At 58.2% G+C, this 18,300-nt stretch carries 14 protein-coding genes and 1 pseudogene; 3 read left to right on the top strand and 12 right to left on the bottom strand.

The window, feature by feature from the left end; genetic code table 11:
* Window positions 1-128: 128 nt before the first annotated feature.
* From gatA to ACP7AJ_RS00370, 3 genes are read right to left on the bottom strand one after another with little or no spacing between them, the layout of a single operon-like run.
* Window positions 129-1,556, bottom strand: coding sequence for an Asp-tRNA(Asn)/Glu-tRNA(Gln) amidotransferase subunit GatA (gene gatA, locus ACP7AJ_RS00360; protein ID WP_426058199.1), 1,428 nt, complete (start codon window positions 1,554-1,556; stop codon window positions 129-131).
* Between the two features lie 32 nt (window positions 1,557-1,588).
* Complete coding sequence (locus ACP7AJ_RS00365) at window positions 1,589-2,083, bottom strand: Sec-independent protein translocase subunit TatA/TatB (RefSeq protein WP_426058200.1); 495 nt, start codon at window positions 2,081-2,083, stop codon at window positions 1,589-1,591.
* A gap of 17 nt (window positions 2,084-2,100) precedes the next feature.
* Complete coding sequence (locus ACP7AJ_RS00370) at window positions 2,101-2,361, bottom strand: Sec-independent protein translocase subunit TatA/TatB (RefSeq protein WP_426058201.1); 261 nt, start codon at window positions 2,359-2,361, stop codon at window positions 2,101-2,103.
* Between the two features lie 274 nt (window positions 2,362-2,635).
* Between ACP7AJ_RS00370 and ACP7AJ_RS00375 the strand changes: the two genes are divergently transcribed.
* Complete coding sequence (locus ACP7AJ_RS00375; protein WP_426058202.1) at window positions 2,636-3,580, top strand: LytTR family transcriptional regulator DNA-binding domain-containing protein; 945 nt, start codon at window positions 2,636-2,638, stop codon at window positions 3,578-3,580.
* A gap of 239 nt (window positions 3,581-3,819) precedes the next feature.
* On the opposite strand, the gene ACP7AJ_RS00380 is transcribed toward ACP7AJ_RS00375, so the two are convergent.
* The 7 genes from ACP7AJ_RS00380 to ACP7AJ_RS00410 all read right to left on the bottom strand — a co-directional run bounded on the left by ACP7AJ_RS00380 (window position 3,820) and on the right by ACP7AJ_RS00410 (window position 12,118).
* The gene (locus tag ACP7AJ_RS00380) at window positions 3,820-5,364 is read right to left on the bottom strand and encodes a murein hydrolase activator EnvC family protein (RefSeq protein ID WP_426058203.1); all 1,545 of its coding nucleotides are present in this window, start codon (window positions 5,362-5,364) and stop codon (window positions 3,820-3,822) included.
* 24 nt (window positions 5,365-5,388) lie between these two features.
* Window positions 5,389-6,186: a DUF4292 domain-containing protein gene (locus tag ACP7AJ_RS00385; protein ID WP_426058204.1), complete on the bottom strand. Its 798-nt coding sequence runs from the start codon at window positions 6,184-6,186 to the stop codon at window positions 5,389-5,391.
* Window positions 6,179-7,999 (bottom strand): tetratricopeptide repeat protein, encoded by a 1,821-nt coding sequence (locus ACP7AJ_RS00390; RefSeq protein ID WP_426058205.1) that lies wholly within the window; start codon window positions 7,997-7,999, stop codon window positions 6,179-6,181. Before ACP7AJ_RS00390 ends, ACP7AJ_RS00385 begins: the two co-directional genes overlap by 8 nt.
* 112 nt (window positions 8,000-8,111) lie before the next feature.
* Window positions 8,112-9,122, bottom strand: a complete 1,011-nt coding sequence (locus ACP7AJ_RS00395; RefSeq protein WP_426058206.1) for a sugar phosphate nucleotidyltransferase — start codon at window positions 9,120-9,122, stop codon at window positions 8,112-8,114.
* Between the two features lie 98 nt (window positions 9,123-9,220).
* The gene (gene dut, locus ACP7AJ_RS00400) at window positions 9,221-9,655 is read right to left on the bottom strand and encodes a dUTP diphosphatase (RefSeq protein ID WP_426058207.1); all 435 of its coding nucleotides are present in this window, start codon (window positions 9,653-9,655) and stop codon (window positions 9,221-9,223) included.
* A gap of 62 nt (window positions 9,656-9,717) precedes the next feature.
* Window positions 9,718-11,226, bottom strand: a complete 1,509-nt coding sequence (locus ACP7AJ_RS00405) for a polysaccharide biosynthesis C-terminal domain-containing protein (RefSeq protein WP_426058208.1) — start codon at window positions 11,224-11,226, stop codon at window positions 9,718-9,720.
* A gap of 100 nt (window positions 11,227-11,326) precedes the next feature.
* Window positions 11,327-12,118, bottom strand: coding sequence for an enoyl-CoA hydratase/isomerase family protein (locus tag ACP7AJ_RS00410; protein ID WP_426058209.1), 792 nt, complete (start codon window positions 12,116-12,118; stop codon window positions 11,327-11,329).
* A gap of 232 nt (window positions 12,119-12,350) precedes the next feature.
* On the opposite strand from ACP7AJ_RS00410, the gene mscL reads away from it, so the two are divergent.
* Both mscL and ACP7AJ_RS00420 read left to right on the top strand, forming a co-directional pair.
* Window positions 12,351-12,779: a large conductance mechanosensitive channel protein MscL gene (mscL, locus tag ACP7AJ_RS00415; RefSeq protein WP_426058210.1), complete on the top strand. Its 429-nt coding sequence runs from the start codon at window positions 12,351-12,353 to the stop codon at window positions 12,777-12,779.
* Between the two features lie 236 nt (window positions 12,780-13,015).
* Window positions 13,016-13,465: a hypothetical protein gene (locus ACP7AJ_RS00420; protein WP_426058211.1), complete on the top strand. Its 450-nt coding sequence runs from the start codon at window positions 13,016-13,018 to the stop codon at window positions 13,463-13,465.
* An 86-nt stretch (window positions 13,466-13,551) separates the two neighbouring features.
* Here ACP7AJ_RS00420 and infB read toward each other — a convergent pair whose 3' ends face one another.
* Window positions 13,552-16,662: a translation initiation factor IF-2 gene (gene infB, locus ACP7AJ_RS00425; RefSeq protein WP_426058212.1), complete on the bottom strand. Its 3,111-nt coding sequence runs from the start codon at window positions 16,660-16,662 to the stop codon at window positions 13,552-13,554.
* A 359-nt stretch (window positions 16,663-17,021) separates the two neighbouring features.
* Window positions 17,022-18,254: pseudogene (nusA, locus tag ACP7AJ_RS00430) on the bottom strand (transcription termination factor NusA); the annotation flags it as partial.
* Window positions 18,255-18,300 lie beyond the last annotated feature (46 nt).

Below are 18,300 nucleotides of genomic sequence, written 5' to 3' on the forward strand. Positions count from 1 at the left end.
CACAACAAACTCAGCCGGCTGCCAAGCGGTTGAAAACCATTTGGCAGCCGGCTGAAAAACTTCATACAAGCCGAATCCAAACAAATGAATCAGAGACGGACCGAAACCTAGAAACAAACTGTGCTGCGCTAGGCCAGCACTTCTTCGGTCAACACGCTGGCAAATGCCAACAGCTCCGCTTCGCGGAATTCCCCGGCCATTACCTGCAAGCCAATGGGCAAACCGTTAGCATCCTCTCCCACCGGCACCGAGATGGCGGGCACCCCGGCCAGTGAGGCCTGCACGGTGAAAATATCAGCCAAGTACATAGACACAGGGTCTTGCTTCTCCCCTATTTTGAAGGCCGTGGTGGGCGTGGTGGGCAGCACCAGGAAATCGAACTGGCGCAGCAACTCGTCGGTCTTGTCCTTAATCAGCCGGCGCACGCGCTGGGCTTTGGTGTAATAAGCGTCGTAGTAGTTAGCGCTGAGCACAAAGGTGCCCAGCAGGATGCGACGCTGCACTTCGGCTCCAAAGCCCTGCGAACGACTTTTTTTGTAGAGCGACTCTAGGTCCGTGGCATCCGGGGCACGGTAGCCATACTTCACCCCGTCGAAGCGGCCCAGGTTGGAGCTGGCTTCGGCCGTAGTGAGAATATAGTAGGTCGGAATCATGAAGTCGAGATAAGGGAACTCCACTGCTTCCACTACGTGGCCCTGGCCGCGCAAAATGTCCAGCTGGGTTTCCAGCGCTGACTTAATTTCCGGGTTCAGGCCCTCGTTGTTGATAGCGTCGGCAATGTAGCCGATGCGGTAGTGCGGGGCGGGCGTGAGTTGCTGGCTGTAGGCAGGCACTTCGCGCTGGCTGGCGGTGCTGTCCATGCCGTCGGGCCCGGCCATTACTTCCAGCAACAGGGCCGCGTCCTGCACCGAGCGGGTGATGGGCCCAATCTGGTCAAACGAGGAGGCGAAGGCCACCAGGCCGTAGCGCGAAATGCGCGAGTAGGTAGGCTTCAGGCCAATGACGCCGCAGAAAGCCGCTGGCTGCCGCACCGAGCCGCCCGTATCCGACCCTATAGAGGCCAAGCACATATCGGCCTGCACAGCCACCGCCGAGCCGCCCGACGAGCCGCCGGGTACCCGCTCTGGGTCGGCCGCATTGCGCGCCGGGCCGAAGAAGGACGTTTCGTTTGAGCCGCCCATGGCAAACTCGTCGCAGTTCTGACGACCAATAAGAATGGCGTCAGCATCAAGCAGGCGCTGCACGGCCGTGCCGGTAAACAGCGACTTAAATCCATCGAGCATCAGGCTGCTGCTTTGCAGCGAATGCCCGGCGTAGGCCAGCACGTCTTTCAGACCGATGACCATGCCGGCCAAAGGCCCCGCAGTGCCGGCCGCAAGTTTGGCGTCTACCGCATCGGCCTGGGCTCGGGCCTCGTCGGCCCACACTTCCAGAAAAGCATTGAGGTGCTGCTGGCGCTCGATGTTGCCCAGGTAATACTCAACGAGCTGACGGCAGGACGTGTTGCCCGCCGCCAGCTCGTTACGAACTTCGGATAAAGAATGAAAACGCTTCAAACTGTTCTGCAGATTAGGTGCCCGATTTGGCGTTATACGTTGGGATTGGGGGTAGCCGGAATATAGGGCTGGCGGGGCTGCGTGCCCTCGGGAGCTAAATTCGGCGGCAAGGTAGGGGCCACGGGCGGAGTCAGGTCCTCGCTCTTGTTCTCAAAAGAATAGTCGGCATCAGCCGTGGGCAGCACCGAAGCCGTTGCGGGTGCAGCCCAAGGGTCGAACCCGGAGCCGGTTTCGGCTACGGGAGGAGTCGACGCCGCTGGCGATGACAGCGAGGCCGAAGAGGGGTTCTGCGCATCGTACACCGGCGGTTGTTGCTGCGTGTAGCTGGGCGTCGAGGGCTGGCCGGCCTGCTCAAATTCTTTGCGAATTTCCGTGCTGGCGTCCTTGAACTCGCGGATGCCTTTGCCCAAGCCCCGGGCCAGCTCAGGAATTTTGTTGGCCCCAAAGAAAATGAGGATGACGACCATTATCAGCATGAGCTCGGAGCCGCCGATATCGCCTAAGAAGAGGATGAAAGGAGTTTGCATGGCTTGCGGAGCGCAGACTAGCGCGGCTGGTTGGTAGGGTCGTTAGGATTGTACACGGGCGGGGCCGGCTGCACGGGTGGGGCAGTGGGCTGGTCGCGGTACTGCGGCTGCTGCTTGTCGGCCTCTTTGGTGGCGTCTTTAAACTCACGCACGCCCTGGCCCATGCCTTTGAAGAGCTCGGGAATACGCTTGGCCCCAAACAGCAGAATAATTACAAATACGATGAGCAGAATTTCGGTTGTCCCGAAGCTACCGATTAGAAACAAGGAGTGAAGCATGAGGAGATGGGCCTCAGGGCCCGATTAGAGTGATAAAGGAGGATATACGAAGCCCAACACCTTTTGGAGTCTCAAAGATACCCGATGAGAAGGTTTCGGCAGATGCCTCGCCTACCTTAAGGGGTAATTTGCATCTATTGGCCGCGTTAGAACAACGGTTGGCCGGAAACCCTCCCTCAACACCTCTAACACCGGGTTAGCTTTGCTAAGCTTTTCACCTTGAGCTTTCTTGCCCCAATTGGGCACGGGCCATATTCTTATTACTTCCTACGCTGTGAAATCACATAAGCGCACCACGCAGCCCGACTCCACGCTACGACAAGTAAACGAGCCGGAGCGCTTGGAGGCCCTCCATAGTTATGAGGTGCTCGATACCGACCCGGAGCAGGTGTTCAACGATATTGCCCAGCTATCGGCGTTCATTTGCGGCACGCCCATGTCGCTGGTTTCGCTGATTGACGGGCATCGGCAGTGGTTTAAAGCTACGGTTGGGCTGGAAACGAAGGAAACGCCCCGCGAACACGCGTTCTGCCAGTACGCCATGCGCGCCCAGGACGTGTTTGAAGTATACGATGCCACCTCCGATGCGCGCTTCGCTGAAAACCCGCTGGTGACCGGCGACCCCAACATCCGCTTTTATGCCGGTGCGCCGCTGCTCTCGCCCGAAGGCCAGCCCCTAGGCACCCTGTGTGCGCTCGACACCGTGCCCCGCGAACTCTCCAACGACCAGCGCGAGGCCCTGCGCATTCTGGCCCGGCAGGTAATGGCCCACCTCGAGCTCCGCCGCATCCGCATTCAGCTCGAAGACGAACGCCAGAAACTCGACGGCGTGCTGCGCATGGCTAACAACGCTGGCGACACGCTGTACGCCAACAACCGCACCGAGATTTTTGTCAAACAGGACCAACGACTAGTCCGCATTGCCACGGCCGACCTGCAGTACGTGGAAGCCCTGGGCGACTACGTAAACCTTTACACTGCCCGCGAGCGGTTCACGGTGTACAGCACCATGAAGGACTTGGAAACGAAACTGCCCGTTCGGGACTTTGCCCGCGTGCACCGCAAATACATCGTCCGCCTCGACCGCATCATAACCATCGAGGCCGATTCGGCCCTGCTCGACGGCATACGCGACTCCAGCTTGTCGCGCACGCCGGTGCGGGTTCCCATTGGCAATTCCTACAAAGCGGGGTTGCTTGGGCGCCTGAACCTGGTGTAAGCACCACCAGCGGCGGCTCCGAAGTTGGACTTTGTAACCGGGCAAAACTGACGTTCACCGGGTGAATTTGACTACTCACCGAATTACAGAGGCGACAGCGTCGGCAATGCCCCACCTTTGCTTTGGTTATCGGTTGCGGCAGGCTAGTAGCCGCCGCGGCCGACGACTAAGTTTGTTTTCATAGCTCAGAAAGACCCGCACCCTTGGCGCGGGTTTTTTTTCGTGGTCTCCGGTCAGCCTTACCGGTGTCCCAGCCAGGTCTGCGGGTTCAGGTTTTGCGAGTTGTGCCACACCTGAAACTGCACTTCGGACGTGCCTTCGGAGTCTGTGGCTACCACCCCAATCACTTCTTTGGCGCTCACCCGCTGGCCCTCACGCACGCTCACGGACCGGAGCTTGGCATACACCGTAAAAAAGTCGCCGTGCTGAATCATGACAATGGTGTTCATGCCCGCGATGTTGGCAATGGTGAGCACTTTGCCGTCGAAGCAGGAGCGCACCGACTCGCCGGCGCCCGTCTGAATGTCGACGCCGCGGTTTTCCACGGTCACGTTTTTCAGTACCGGGTGCGCGTGCCGACCAAAGCGCTGGCTGATGAAACCCCTACTCACGGGCCAAGGCAGCCGGCCCTTGTTGCCCGCGAATGAAGACGAGAGCAGCGCTGATTCGGGGGTGAGGGCAATGCGCACGGCACGGCGGTCGGCGGCAGTTTCGGCTGCCGTCTCGGGAGCGTCAGACTCGGGGGCTGCGCTGGCATCGTCGTTGTCTGAGCGCGTGCGCCCGCCCCCAGCGGCACTGCGGGCGGCGGCGGCACGGCGGGCCGCAGCGGCAGCGGCCAGTTCGGCCTGGCGGCGGGCAGCCAGGCGGGCGGCCCGGGCAGCGCGGGCAATTTCTTCGCGCACACGCTGGGCAATCAGATTATCGAGCTGCACCACGGCGCGCCGACGTTCTTCTAGTTCCTGGCGCAGGCCCTGCTCCTGCTGGCTGAGCTGCTGCACCATCTGGTCTTCCTTGGTTTTCAGCGTCAGCAGGTTTTTGTTCTCATTGAGCTGGGTATTCAGCAAGCTGCTTTTGCGGCGCTGCTGCTGCGTAAGGCCCGTGAGCTGCTGGCTGAGCTGCTGCTGCGCGCCCATGATGCGGGCGGCTTGCCGCTGCCGTTCCTCGGTGTACTGCCGGATGTAGCGCAGCCGGAGCGCAAACTCGTTGAATGAGTCGGAAGCAAACAGGAACATCAGCCGGTTGAAGCCGTTGGCCGTTTTGGAAGCCGTGTACAGCAGCCGCGCGTATTCGGCTTTTAGCTCCCGCAGGGTCTGCTGGGTTTGCAGCACTTGCTTGGCCGTTTGGTGCACGTTGCTTTCGATGCCCTGCAGCTGGGTCGAAATCCCCTGAATCACTTGCTTTTTCTCCGTCAGTTTCACTTTGATGACGTTGAGCTGGCCGAGGCTCACCTTTTTCTTCTCTTGGGTTTGGTTCAGGGCCTGGCTGGTTTCCTGAATCTGGCGCAGGTTGGCCAGCCGCTCGCGCTCCAGCTGCGCCTTGCTTTTGGGGGCGGCCCGGCGGGAGGGTGTGCTTTTCGCTTTAGGCTTGGTAGTGCTGCGCTGAGCCGGCTTGGCGGGAGCCTTGGTTTTAGCGGGCTGTTTTTTTCTGGGCTGTTGCGCAGCGGCGGGCATTGCCAGCCACAAGCTTAGCAGGCACAGCAGCCACCACCGCCAGCGCGCTCGCGCACCCACGTGGTAGCCCCAGGGGGCCGTTTTCCTATCAACCGTTGTTGCCTGTTTGTTCAAAGTGTACCGTTCAAAAGCTGCTACTTATTTCTGCCGCTTGAAGCCTTTGGGCACGGTGAAGGGGAAGGACAGCCGCTCGCGCCCGGCGTTCACCTTAGTGTAGTTGATGGCGGCTGTCACTGCTCCTGCAGTGGGCTGCTGCGCCTGAATAAACGTGGCGTGGGCAAATGGCAGACTGGCCTGCTCGTCCAAGGTGCGGAAATCGGTGTAGTCCACAATGAGATTGCGCTTAGTAGCTGCGTCGCTCACCTTCAACTGCTGCACCCGGCCGGTGCCGCCTTGCAGCAGGCGCTCAATCAGCACCTCGGCCAAAGGGTAGGTGACACGCTGGCGACCGGCCTCCTCATTGGCCACAGTGGGTGTAGTGCCCGCCGGTGCGGGCATGTAGTCGCCCAGCAGCAGCGCCTGCATTTGCTCAAAGCTCACGGGCACGTTCAATAGTTTACTTAAGTAGTCGTACCCGCCCGAGAAATAGGTTTTCTCCAACCGATTCAGCACCCGCACCGAATCGCGGGTGAGCACGGCACGCACGCCTTCAATCCCAGCCAGCGAGGCCGACACCCAGATGATGCTATCGCGGCGCATGCGCAGGGCCAAATTGGCGCCCTGCTTGTTGCCGTTCATTGTGATTTGGGCCTTGCCTTTGGCGTTCAAAAATAAGAAGGTGGTGTTGGTGGCCTGCACCGTGGGCAGCGCGGGCTCTATGGCTTTGGACGTGGGCGCCGATGTTCCTGGGCCCCGGCCCGATTTAGTAGGTACGCCCTTGCGGTGGCAGCTGCCCAGTAGCAGCCCCAAGGCCAAGAGCAAAGTGAGTTTATTCATACAGTTTTCGGTCTTTCAATTTGCGCTCCAGCAGGTTCGAAGCCACACCGGCTTTTCGGGCCCGCTGCCACTCGGCCACAGCTTTGTCTTTTTCGCCGAGCTGGTAGAGCACATCGCCGTAATGTTCAATCACGGCAGCATCTTTGGTGGTTTGCAGGGCTTTTTCCAAGGCGGCTTTGGCTCCTGCGTAATCTTTCATTTTGTAGAGCACCCAGGCGTAGGTATCGAGGTAGGTATCGTTGTCAGGGAATTGCTTCACCACCTTGCCTGACATCTGTTTGGCCTTTTCCAGCTTCTCGCCGCGCAACGACAAAAAGTAGCTGTAATTGTTCAGCACCTGCACATTATTGGGGTCGCTCACCAGTGCAGCTTCGTAGGCCGCGTCCGATTTGATGTAGTCCTTCATCTCGTGGTAGGCGTCGCCGAGCTGGGCATCGAACTGCCCCAATAGCTCGGGGCTGGTCACAGCGAGCTTGCGGCCGTGTTCCAAAGCCTTTACGCCTTTCTGGGGCTGCTTCTTCAGCAAATGGGCCACGCCGTTGTAAAACCACAGCGATGCCTGGTTGGGAAATAGCTCCAGCGCCCGGTCGGTGTGCACCAGCAGCGAATCAGTTTGGTTAAGCTCAGCGTCAATCCACACCACTTGCTGCCAGATTTTAAACTGGGAGTTATCGTAGCGCAAAGCTTTAAGGTAGGTGTCGCGGGCGTCCTTCTTGCGGTCGGTCAGGGTTTGGATATCGCCCGCCACCGCATAGGACTTCGCCTCTTTGGGGTAGGTTCTGATGGTGGCAGCGGCCAAGTCGCGGGCCAGCTGGTTTACCGACTCTTTGGGGTTGGGCAGTTGCTTGATGTAGCTCACCAGGATGCGCACCCGCTCGTCGATGTCCAGGGCCGGGCTGGCAAAAGCCAGCTTCAGCTGCTCAGCGGCTTGGTCGGGCTGGTTTTGCTGGCGGTACACTTCCGCCAGAATCATGTGGGCCTGGGGGTTCTCGGGGTCGGCCCGCAACGCCTGTTCCGCTACCCGGGCTGCATCGGCCAGGCGGTTGTTGCTGGCGTACATCTCGGCCTGGGCCAGCACGTAGCGGCTTTCGTTGGGGTTGGCCCGAATAAGCTTTTCGCCTTCGGCCAGGGCCAAGTCTAGCTTGTTTTGCTTGAGGTAAATCTGCTGCTTCTTGAAGGAAACCTCATCCACCTGCCCAAACTCCTTTTCAGCGAGCTCAAGCGTACTCAGCGCTTCGGGCAGTTTGTTCTGGGCTAGGTACAGGTCGGCAAGATTGAACAGGTAGCTGCCGGAGTTCGGCACCTGCTTTATAAGCGACGCATATGTTTTTGCCGCTCCATCATACTGCTTCTGCCGCACCTGAATATCGGCCAGCAACAAGTAGTAGTACGCGTTTTTAGCATCAAGCCGGATGGCCGCATTCGCGTAGTTCGTGGCGTCGCGCAGGTTGCCGCTCAGCAGGTTGGCCTCGGCTATCTTGTAGTTAACGGCCGCGTTGTCGGGGTTTAGTGCATATGCCCTTTGCAGTTGCTCCAAGGCTTTGGTGTAATCCTCCAGCAGCACGTGCTTCACGCCTTCCACAAACAAAGCTTCGGTATGCTCCCGCTCCCGTTCCGACAATGGCGGGGCCGCCGCCCGCTTGGCACGGGCATCGGCTACCTTCTTATCCAGCTCACGCTGTTCTTTTTCCAGCGCCCGCCGCTCTTTGCGGGTCATTTTGGCGGGAGGGATATCGGCGCCATTGGTGGGCTGCGCATAGCCAAAGGCCGTCAGCCCCAACCAAAACAACAGACTAAGAACAACTTGACGCATATACAAAAAACCGGGCCTGGGGCCCGGCTCACGAATTTACGGGTAATAATGCCCAACGACGCGACCCTCCGCAGAAGGCCGCGTCGTTGTAACGCATTTACTCGCTAAAATGTCACACCCGAAGCTGGTTATAATCGCCGAGGCTCAGGTCGTCGGGCGTGCCGGTCACGGTAGCGAAGTTGCCAATCATTGAATTGGTGATGACGGCGTTGAGCACCGAAGCCGACTGCTGCACGATGGAGTTAGAAAGGCGCGAGTCGCGTACGTTGGCGTTCTCGCCCAGCGACACGTGCGGCCCCACCACCGAATCGGTAATGATGGCGTTTTCGCCGATGTACACCGGCTCCAGTATCACCGAGTTGGTGATGGTGGCCGAGGCTGCCACCAGTGACTCGCCACGCTCCTTTAGGTACTCCAGGTAGCGCTGGTTGGTGAACACCGTGGCGTCTTTGTTGCCGCAGTCCAGCCACTCGGTTACACGGCCCGGCACGAAGACCGTGCCCTTGTTTTTCATGTTTTCCAGAGCGTTGGTGAGTTGATACTCGCCTTTGTCTTTGATGTCGTTGTCGAGCAGGTACTGCAACTCATCGCGCAGGTACTCGCCATCCTGGAAATAATAGATGCCGATGATGGCCAGGTCGGATACGAAGTCCTGGGGCTTCTCGACAAACTCCGTAATCTGGCCCTGCTCGTTCAGCTTCACTACCCCAAAAGGACGGGGGTCTTCCACCTGCTGCACCCAGATGGTGCCGGGCACCGAGGAATCCAGGGTAAAGTCTGCCTTAAACAGTGTGTCGGCAAAAGCCACCACCAGGGGTCCAGTCAACGACTCTTTGGCGCACAGAATGGCATGGGCCGTGCCCAGCGGCTCGTCTTGATACACAATGGTGCCCTTGGCGCCCACCGACTCAGCAATTTTCACCAGGCTTTTCTCCACTGTATCGCCAAAGCGGCCAATGATGAAGGCCACTTCGTCCACGGGCTCGCCGCAAACTTTGGCAATGTCCTCCACGAGGCGCTGCACGATGGGTTTGCCCGCAATCGGAATCAAAGGCTTGGGAACGGTGAGAGTGTGGGGGCGCATGCGCTTGCCCATGCCGGCCATCGGTACGATGATTTTCATTCTGTGAAGGTTATCAGGTGTTTGTTGTTATTAAGTCAGGTCGAGCGCCAGCCTGTTGTGCTGGGCGCAGCATGATAGGCTGCGCTATTATTAGAAAATCAACTCTTTCCTGTGCTTCCATACCCGCCCGCGCCTCGTTGGGTTTCGCTTAACGCTTCGGCGGGCTGCCAGGCAATGACTTCGTGCTTCGCAACTATCAGCTGGGCAATGCGTTCGCCATCGTTCACGACGAAAGGCTCATTGGATAAATTCACCAGCAGCACTTTGACTTCGCCACGGTAATCAGCGTCAATCGTTCCGGGACTGTTCACCAGCCCGATGCCATGCTTGTAGGCCAAGCCACTGCGCGGGCGGATTTGTGCTTCATAGCCCACCGGAATTTCCAGGCTCAGTCCCGTCGGAATCAGGGCTCGCTCCAGGGGTCCCAGCGTGACGGGGGCTTCCAGACTAGCCCGCAAATCGAGGCCAGCTGCGTGCGGGGTCTGGTATTCCGGCAGCGGGTGGTGCGAGCGGTTAATTACGGGAATGTGCATGGAAAGGAAGGAGGCGGGTCGGGTGGGCAAAGATAGTAGCCAGGCTATCTTGGCAAAATCGGCTAAGCCACTACTGGCTTCGCTGGCTGGGGCCGCTCAATAAAGTAAAGTGCGAGTAGAAAAGCAGCCGTCAGGCCCGCGTGCCAAGCGCGGCGGACCCACCAATCCTCCGGCTGTATCCACCAGCCCAGCGCCACCAGTCCCGACGCCAGCAGCAGCCACAACCCCAGGCGCAGGGCCGGGTATGGCACTGGAAAGTGGCGCTCGCCCAAACGCCAGCAGATTACTGCCATCATAAAATAGCAAACCAAGGTGGCAATGGCGCAGCCCATGTAGCCCAGCACAGGTATGAGCAGAAAGTTGAGGGCAATAGTTAGCACGGCGCCGCCTGCTCCAATGTAGGTGCCATAGTAGGTTTTATCGGTGAGCTTAAACCACACCGATAAGTTGTAGTAGACACCCAGAAAGAGGTTGGCTAGCAGCAACACCGGCACCACCACCAAGCCCTGCAAGTATTCTGGCCGCCGCAGAAACAGCGGTCCAATGTCTTCCACGTTCAGGCTGATGCCTACGAAAATCACCGCGCAGCACAGTGTAAACCATTTCAAAATCATGGCAAATGTGGCAGGTGAATTTTTTTCGGTGATTTGGGCAAAAAAGAACGGTTCGGCCGCGTAACGAAATGCCTGAATCACGAGCGACATGAAGATGCTCAGTTTGTAGCAAGCCCCGTAAATGCCCACCGCCGTGAGGCTGCTTTGGCCGGGGTAGAAGTTATCGGGCAACCACTTGGGTAGCAGAATCCGGTCTAGGGTTTCGTTTACCATGCCAGCCAGACCCATGAGCATAAGCGGGTAAGCATACTTCAACAAGGACCGGAGCGGCTCCAGGCTCAGGCGGAAGCGGAAGTTAAACAGCTCGCGCCACAGCAGCAGCACCGTGAAGCCGCTGGCCACGAGATTGGAGAGGAAAACATAGCCCACGCCGATAGTCGGGTCATACATCCGCCCTACCAGCGGCTGCAGAGCGGGCAGATACTCGCCCTTCATCACATCGGCGCAGAACACAATAAAGAACAAGTTCAGGGCCACGTTCAGCACAATGTTAGCTAGCTTGATGGTAGCAAACCTGCGGGCTTTGTTCTCCAGCCGGAGGCGCGCAAAGGGAATGGCGGCAAGCGCATCAAGGCCCAGAATCAGCGCCACCCACACGGCATACCGCTCGTGACCGGCCGGAATATCCAGCAAGCCCAGCAAGGGCTCGGCCAGCAATACCAGCACGGCGGTTAGCCCAACGCTGCTCACTAGCAGCAGGCTCATCACGCGGCCGTACAGCTCTTGCCGGTCAACGCCTGCCTGGTTGGCGAAACGGAAAAACGTCGTCTCCATTCCGTAGGTAAATACGACATTAAGAAACGACACATAAGCATACAGCGCCGTAACAATGCCGTACTCCGCCGCCGCAAAATAGCCCGTGTACACAGGCACTAGCAGATAGGTGAGCACCCGGCCCACAATGCTGCTGATGCCATACACGGCAGTTTGCGACGCTAATTTTTTAACTACACTCATTCTCTTCTCTGAGGAAGGAGGACAAAGGATGAGGAATGAAACATCACCAAAACCGGCAATGCTTCATTCCTCTATTCTCATTCCCTATTTACTGAAAGGGTTATTTGCCCGTGAACACCGCCGCTCGCTTCTCCACAAACGCCTGGGTGCCCTCCTTGAAGTCATGAGTTTCGAAGGCCCGACCAAAGGCCTTTACTTCCGCTTCGTAACCATCGGCCTCTTTGGCGTAATGCGCATTCACGCACTCCAGCACCATGCCCACGGCCAGCGGAGCCTTGCCGAGAATCTTACCCAACAGCTGCTGGCAAAACGCGAGCAGCTCTGCCTGCGGCACCACGTGGTTCACTAAGCCGAGCCGCAGCGCTTCGTCGGCCTTCAGGAGGTCAGCCGTCAGAAGCAGCTCAATGGCCTTACCCTTGCCGATGAGCTGGGGCAAACGTTGCGTGCCGCCGTAACCCGGCAGCAGGCCCAGGTTCACTTCCGGCTGGCCAAAGCGGGCGTTCTCCGAAGCCACGCGCATGTGGCAGGCCATGGCCAGTTCGCAGCCGCCGCCCAGCGCAAAGCCGTTCACGGCCGCAATTACGGGCTTGGTGCTTTCCTCAATCCGGCAGAAGGCTTCCTGGCCGCGCTCGGAAGCGCGAGCAGCTTGGGCAGGAGTGAGGGCAGCCAGCTCGGCAATGTCGGCCCCGGCCACAAAAGCCTTTTCGCCACTGCCGGTCACGATGACACCCCTCACCCGGGGCTCGTCCAGTGCCTGCTGCATGGCGTTGGCAATGTCTTCAATAGTAGCTGCATTCAGCGCATTGAGCTTGCTGGGGCGGTTGATGGTGAGAGTGAGGATGCCGCTGGCGGCGTCCAGGTCGTAGAGCAGGTTTTCGTAAGAAGCAGACATGGCAAGAAGAGAGGCCTGAATGAATTAGTCTGGCCAAAGATAGCACCCGAGCACGGCGGGGATGGGCGGGCCAAATACCTGGCTTGTTGTCCGAGAGTTAGGCGAAGCCTGAAATAATGCCATTAAGCAAGGCCGATGCTTCGGCTTTGCACGCCACCGTGTAAGATATATGAATTTCTTTTCCTAGCTTCCACCCTTTCTCTTTTCAAATTTCATTTCTCAACCGGTTCCCATGGGCTTCGTTTCCGAGTTCAAAGAATTTATTTCCAAAGGCAACGTCCTTGATTTGGCCATCGGCGTCATTATAGGCGCTTCTTTTGGCAAAATCGTTACGTCCATGACCGATGACATACTTATGCCATTGCTCAGCGTTTTCACCCGAGGCATTGACTTCAAGAACATGTTCGTTACCCTCGACGGCAAGGCCTACAGCACGCTGGACGAAGCAAAAAAAGCCGGCTCGGCCGCCATTGCCTACGGCAACTTTATCAACGCCGTGATTTACTTTCTCATCATTGCCTTCGTTATTTTCTGGGTGGTAAAACTGGCCAACCGCATGAAGAAAGCACCCGTGGAAGTAGTGACCGTGCCCGCCCCTCCCACCACCGAGCAGCAGTTACTCATGGATATCCGCGACTCGTTGCGCGCCAATCGCACCTAAAAAAGTCATTTTATTCGACGTGAAAAAGCCACTGTCCACCGAGTTATGAGCGTCAGTTACGTGGTTTCAAGCTCAAGTATTAATTTAGCAGGGATAGATAAATTGCCGAATCGAAATAAGTTGCGACCTTAGAGCTAGGTTGTGCTAGATTCCGTCTTCCGGGTGCTGGCGTTGAACCACCGATAGCCCTCCTTCGTTAGGATGCTATCTTCTTCTCCTCTTCACTTACCGCGTAAATGAGAACCCTATTTGCTGCCACGCTCCTTTGCGGATTGGGCCTAATTGCCTCTTCGAATGCTAGTGCCCAAGTTGCTGGCCCTGCCTTCCCTACCCCCGGCCAAGGCGCCAGCGAAGCCGGTGCACGCCGCAACAATGGCAATAACGCCGAAGAACTGGCTCGCAACCAACGTCGGGCAGCCATGACGCCTGACCAGATTAAGCAAGACCAACAGCTGGAACTCCTGCAAGCCCGCTCTGGCAATACCAGCTTTGGCCGCAATGGCGCCCCCGACCGCCATTTTGATACCAACCGCAGCGGTGGTGGCTTCATTGTGCGCAAGTACAAAGCCAAAAAAGGCTTTTCTGAACTCAAGCGTGGCATGAGCCATTCCGTTGGCGGCTCCAACCCCAAGGGCAAGCCGCTGGTGCACAAGAGCAAGATGAGGAAGAAATTTCTCTTCTTCTAAATAAGAGTTCTTCCTAACTATTAGACACGAAAAAGCCCCGGCTGCGATGCAGCCGGGGCTTTTTGCTTTCACCTGCAAGCTTATGCTTACAGGGTACGCTTGATTTCCTTCTCTTCGAAGCCTTCAATGTTGTCGCCTTCTTGCAACTCGTTGAAGTTCTTGATGGAGATACCGCACTCGTAGCCTTGGCGAACTTCGTTCACGTCGTCCTTGAAGCGCTTGAGGTCCTGAATCTCGCCGGTGTGCAGCACGATGCCATTGCGTACCACCCGCACGCGGGTCTTGCGCTGGAACGTGCCTTCCGTCACCATGCAACCGGCAATGGAGCCGACCTTGGTAATGTTGAACACCATCCGTACTTCGGCGTTGGCGGTCACCACTTCCTGCACCGTGGGGGCCAGCATGCCTTCCATGGCATCCTTCACCTCGTTGATGGCATTATAGATAATGCTGTAGAGGCGCACGTCAATCTGCTCCTGCTCGGCCAGCTTGCGGGCACTCTGCGAGGGCCGCACCTGGAAACCGATGATGATGGCGTCGGAGGCCGAAGCCAGCAGCACGTCGCTTTCAGAGATGGCGCCCACCCCTTTCGAGAGGATGTTCACCTTCACTTCTGGCGTCGACAGCTTCAGCAAGGAGTCGGAGAGTGCTTCTACCGAACCGTCCACGTCGCCTTTCACCAGGATGTTGAGTTCCTTAAACGAACCGATAGCCAGACGGCGACCGATTTCGTCGAGGGTGATGTGCTTCTTGGTCCGGATGGTCTGCTCGCGGGCCAGTTGCAGGCGCTGCGTGGCTATTTCGCGGGCTTCGCGCTCGGTTTCCATTACTTGAATACGGTCACCGGCCTGCGGGGCCCCGGTAAGGCCGAGTACCTGCACCGGCGTAGCGGGCGGCGCCGACTTCATCTTCTTGCCGCGGTGGTCGGTCATGGCCTTCACGCGGCCGAAGTGCGGGCCGGCCAGAATCACGTCGCCCACGTTCAGGGTACCGGTTTGCACCAGCACGGTGGTTACGTAGCCACGGCCTTTGTCCAGCGAGGCTTCGATAACAGTACCGATGGCACCACGGTCGGGGTTCGCCTTCAGGTCGAGCAGTTCAGCCTCGAGCAACACCTTTTCCAGCAAGTCCTCAATACCAATGCCCGACTTGGCCGAAACCTCCTGGCTCTGGTATTTGCCACCCCACTCTTCCACCAGAATGTTAATCTGGGAAAGCTCCTCGCGGATTTTCTCGGGGTTAGCAGCAGGCTTGTCAATCTTGTTGAGGGCGATGATAATAGGTACCCCAGCCGCTTGCGCGTGGTTAATGGCTTCCTTGGTCTGCGGCATCACCGAGTCGTCGGCAGCTACCACAATGATGGCGATGTCCGTCACCTTGGCACCACGGGCACGCATGGCCGTAAAGGCTTCGTGACCAGGCGTGTCAAGGAAGGTGATGGGCTGACCGGATTTGGTCCGCACCTCGTAGGCACCAATGTGCTGTGTGATGCCGCCGGCCTCGCCCTTGGCTACACTTGCGTCGCGGATGTAGTCAAGCAGCGAAGTTTTGCCGTGGTCGACGTGGCCCATGATGGTCACGATGGGAGCCCGAGGCTTCAAATCTTCGTCGGCGTCGCCGGCGTCGATGCTAATTTCTTCCTCTTCTTTCGACAGGAACTCAACATCGAAGCCGAATTCATCGGCAATTACCGTAATGGCTTCGGCGTCGAGGCGTTGGTTGATGGACACGAACATGCCCATGCCCAAACATACCTTGATTACCTCGTTTACATTCACGTCCATCAGCGAGGCCAGGTCATGGGCCGAGATGAATTCGGTGAGCTTGAGGGTCTTGGCATCGAGCTCGTTCTGTGCGCGCAGGGCCTCGCGGTCCTCCGCCAACATGCTCCGCTTGTCGCGGCGATACTTGGCGCGGTTGGCCTGACCAGTGGCTTTGTTGCCGCCGAGCTTAGCCAGTGTGGCCTTAATCTGCTCCTGAATCTGCTTTTCAGCCTGCTCGGGAGTAAGCGCGGGTGCGGCAGGCTTAGGAGCCGACTGGCCGGGACGCTGACCAGGCCCACCGGGGCGCTGACCACCCTGACCGCCGCCAGCTGGACGGTTGCCTTGGTAGCCGCCACCGCCTTGGCCGGGAGCACCAGTCGGGCGGTTGCCCTGGTAACCGGGGCTAGGCGGTGAGGTAGTGCTGCCGGGAGGGCCGGGCAGGCGCGTGCGCTTCTTCTGACCAGGGCCAGCAGGCAAACCGCGCTTGCTCACATCCGACGAAGCAATGGGGCGGGGACCACGGCCACCAGGACCACGACGGTCGTTGTTGATGGACGACAAATCAATTTTGCCAAGAACCGTGAGGCCCTTCAGTGTGTCCGACTTGGCCACAATGGTGCTAGTGTCTTCAGGGGTAGCACTGCCTTCAGCAGGCACCGCAGGAGCAGCCGGAGCGGCTGGTGCTGGAACGGCTGGTGCTGGCACTACAGGGGCCTGAGCCACCGGAGCTGGCGCAGCCGGAGCCGGAGCCGGTGCAGCAACTGGAGGAGCAGCAGCAGCTTCTGGCTTGGCGATGGGCTGCGCTACGGGAGCGACTGGTGCCGGCGCAGCAGGCGCTTCTACTTTAGGAGCTGGCGCAACGGGGACAGGCGCTGGTGCTGCGGCAACAGGTGCCGGTGCAGCAGGAGCTGGTGCGGGCACCGCAGCAGCCGGCGCTTCCGCTGGCTTGGGCTTGGGGGCTACCACACGGCCGCGGCTGTCGAGTTCAATTTTACCCAACACCTTCAGGCCCGGCACGGATGGCGTAGCGGGAGTAGGTGTGGGCGCCGGCGCCGGTGCTGCCGCCACAGGAGCAGCAGGTGCCACCGGAGCGGGCACAGGGGCTGGAGCAGCAGCTACGGGAGCAGCTGGCGCAGCCGGCTTAGGTGCGGGAGTAGCAGCCTGCACTGGGCGCGGGGCCGGAGCAGCGGGCTTGGGAGCCGCGTCGAGGTCGCTCTGGCGCTTGTCCTGAATGACTCTCTGAGCCTCTTGCCGGTCTTGGGCATAGGCCGCGAATTCCTTCTCAAGCGAGGCCACTTGCTCACCGGTGAGCTTCGTGGTCGGCTTGTTTTCTACTTGTATACCTTTCTTGGCCAGGGCTTCAACCACCCTGTCCATTCCAATATTCAGGTCTTTGGCCGCCTGTTGTAGCCGTTTCGGGGTTGCTTCCGCCATTCTAATCTTTTCTCGCGTACGATACGCTTCTAAGTGCAAAGGTATTACATTAAATCTTGCCAGCAGGGCGCAAACCGCGCCAACTGGCACGATTTGTTACCCTTGCCGTACCGGCCGCGCGGCCGTCATTGGGCTGATTCGGCGGGAGAGCTTGCGCCCGCATCCTCAGCAGTTGCTTTGGGGTCTTCGGTCATTTCGGTCACCAAAGGGGTGTGTTCAATTGTTATTTCAGATTCAGAGGCATGATTTACAGCCACTTCCTCTCCCTGGCTATCAGCTTTTGCCTCGGGGGCAGCACTCACGGTTGCGCGCTTTTTAGCGGCGTCCAGAGAGTTTTCGTCGAGGTCTTCGTCGTCAGCAAATTCCTGGCGAATAATGCGGTATACATCGTCCACCATTTCTTCTTCCAACTCCGTGCGGCGCACAATGTCGTCCTTCTTGACGGCCAAGACGGCACGTCCTGTGTCCAAGCCTATTTTCCTCAGCTCGGCCAGTACCCAAGGCTCGATTTCGTCTTGGAACTCGTCTAGTGAAATATCCTCCTCGTAGTCGATGGCTTCGCGGAATACGTCGATTTCCATACCCACCAACCGGCTGGCCAACTTGATATTGGCACCACCGCGGCCGATGGCCAAGCTAACCTGGTCGGGCTTCATGAAAACAGAAACCCGCCCGCTTTCCTGATTTATTTTCATAGAACCCACTTTGGCCGGCGATAGTGCCCGGGCAATATAGAGTTCAAGGTTGTCGGTGTAGTTGATGATGTCGATGTTCTCGTTTTCGAGTTCACGCACCACCGGATGAATACGGCTGCCCTTCATGCCGACGCAGGCGCCCACTGGGTCAATCCGCTCGTCGTAGCTTTCAACGGCTACTTTGGCGCGCTCGCCGGGCTCACGCACCACGTTTTTGATAACAATGAGGCCGTCGTAAATCTCCGGCACTTCCAGCTCAAACAAACGCTCCAGAAAAGCCGGCGCGGCGCGGGAGAGAATGATTTTCGGGGTACCGTTAATTACTTCAACGCGGTGCACGACGGCCCGCACGGTGTCGCCCTTGCGGAAACGGTCCTTGGGGATTTGCTCGGCTTTGGGCATCACCAGTTCGTTGTCGTCCTTATCCATGATGAGGGCCTCACGGCTCCACACCTGATAGACTTCGCCGGTTACGATTTCACCTACCTGGTCTTTATACTTCTGGTAGAGGTTGTCGCGCTCCAAGTCTTTCACGCGCTGAATCAGCGTTTGGCGAGCCATCAGCACAGCGCGACGACCGAAGTCCTCCAGCTTCACGGCTTCGGCCACCGATTCGCCAACTTCAAAGTCAGGCTCGATTTTCTGGGCGTCGGCGAGCGGAATTTTATCGTGGTCCCAGATATCCTCGGAGTTGTCGTCCACGATTTCGCGGTTGCGCCAAATTTCCAAGTCCCCGTTATCAGGGTTGATGATAACGTCGAAGTTTTCGTCCTGGTCGTACTTTTTGCGAATCATCGTGCGGAACACGTCGTCCAAGATGCTCATCATCGTGGGCCGGTCAATGTTCTTGCTCCGGGCAAATTCGCTGAAGGACTCGATTAATTCGTGGCTGTTCATTGTAGTTGTCAGTTGTTGGTTGTCAGTTGTCAGGTTGTTCAATCAT

Origin of the sequence: Hymenobacter sp. B1770, from assembly GCF_049896385.1 — a bacterium.
GTDB lineage: Bacteria > Bacteroidota > Bacteroidia > Cytophagales > Hymenobacteraceae > Hymenobacter.

What these genes read in the sequence shown, in the direction of transcription:
- ACP7AJ_RS00420 (WP_426058211.1), top strand. Translation starts at nt 13,016, where the DNA reads ATGAGAACCCTATTTGCTGCCACGCTCCTTTGCGGATTGGGCCTAATT.
- mscL (WP_426058210.1), top strand. Translation starts at nt 12,351, where the DNA reads ATGGGCTTCGTTTCCGAGTTCAAAGAATTTATTTCCAAAGGCAACGTC.
- ACP7AJ_RS00395 (WP_426058206.1), bottom strand. Translation starts at nt 9,122, where the DNA reads ATGAAAATCATCGTACCGATGGCCGGCATGGGCAAGCGCATGCGCCCC.
- infB (WP_426058212.1), bottom strand. Translation starts at nt 16,662, where the DNA reads ATGGCGGAAGCAACCCCGAAACGGCTACAACAGGCGGCCAAAGACCTG.
- ACP7AJ_RS00365 (WP_426058200.1), bottom strand. Translation starts at nt 2,083, where the DNA reads ATGCAAACTCCTTTCATCCTCTTCTTAGGCGATATCGGCGGCTCCGAG.
- ACP7AJ_RS00390 (WP_426058205.1), bottom strand. Translation starts at nt 7,999, where the DNA reads ATGCGTCAAGTTGTTCTTAGTCTGTTGTTTTGGTTGGGGCTGACGGCC.
- ACP7AJ_RS00410 (WP_426058209.1), bottom strand. Translation starts at nt 12,118, where the DNA reads ATGTCTGCTTCTTACGAAAACCTGCTCTACGACCTGGACGCCGCCAGC.
- dut (WP_426058207.1), bottom strand. Translation starts at nt 9,655, where the DNA reads ATGCACATTCCCGTAATTAACCGCTCGCACCACCCGCTGCCGGAATAC.
- ACP7AJ_RS00370 (WP_426058201.1), bottom strand. Translation starts at nt 2,361, where the DNA reads ATGCTTCACTCCTTGTTTCTAATCGGTAGCTTCGGGACAACCGAAATT.
- ACP7AJ_RS00405 (WP_426058208.1), bottom strand. Translation starts at nt 11,226, where the DNA reads ATGAGTGTAGTTAAAAAATTAGCGTCGCAAACTGCCGTGTATGGCATC.
- ACP7AJ_RS00385 (WP_426058204.1), bottom strand. Translation starts at nt 6,186, where the DNA reads ATGAATAAACTCACTTTGCTCTTGGCCTTGGGGCTGCTACTGGGCAGC.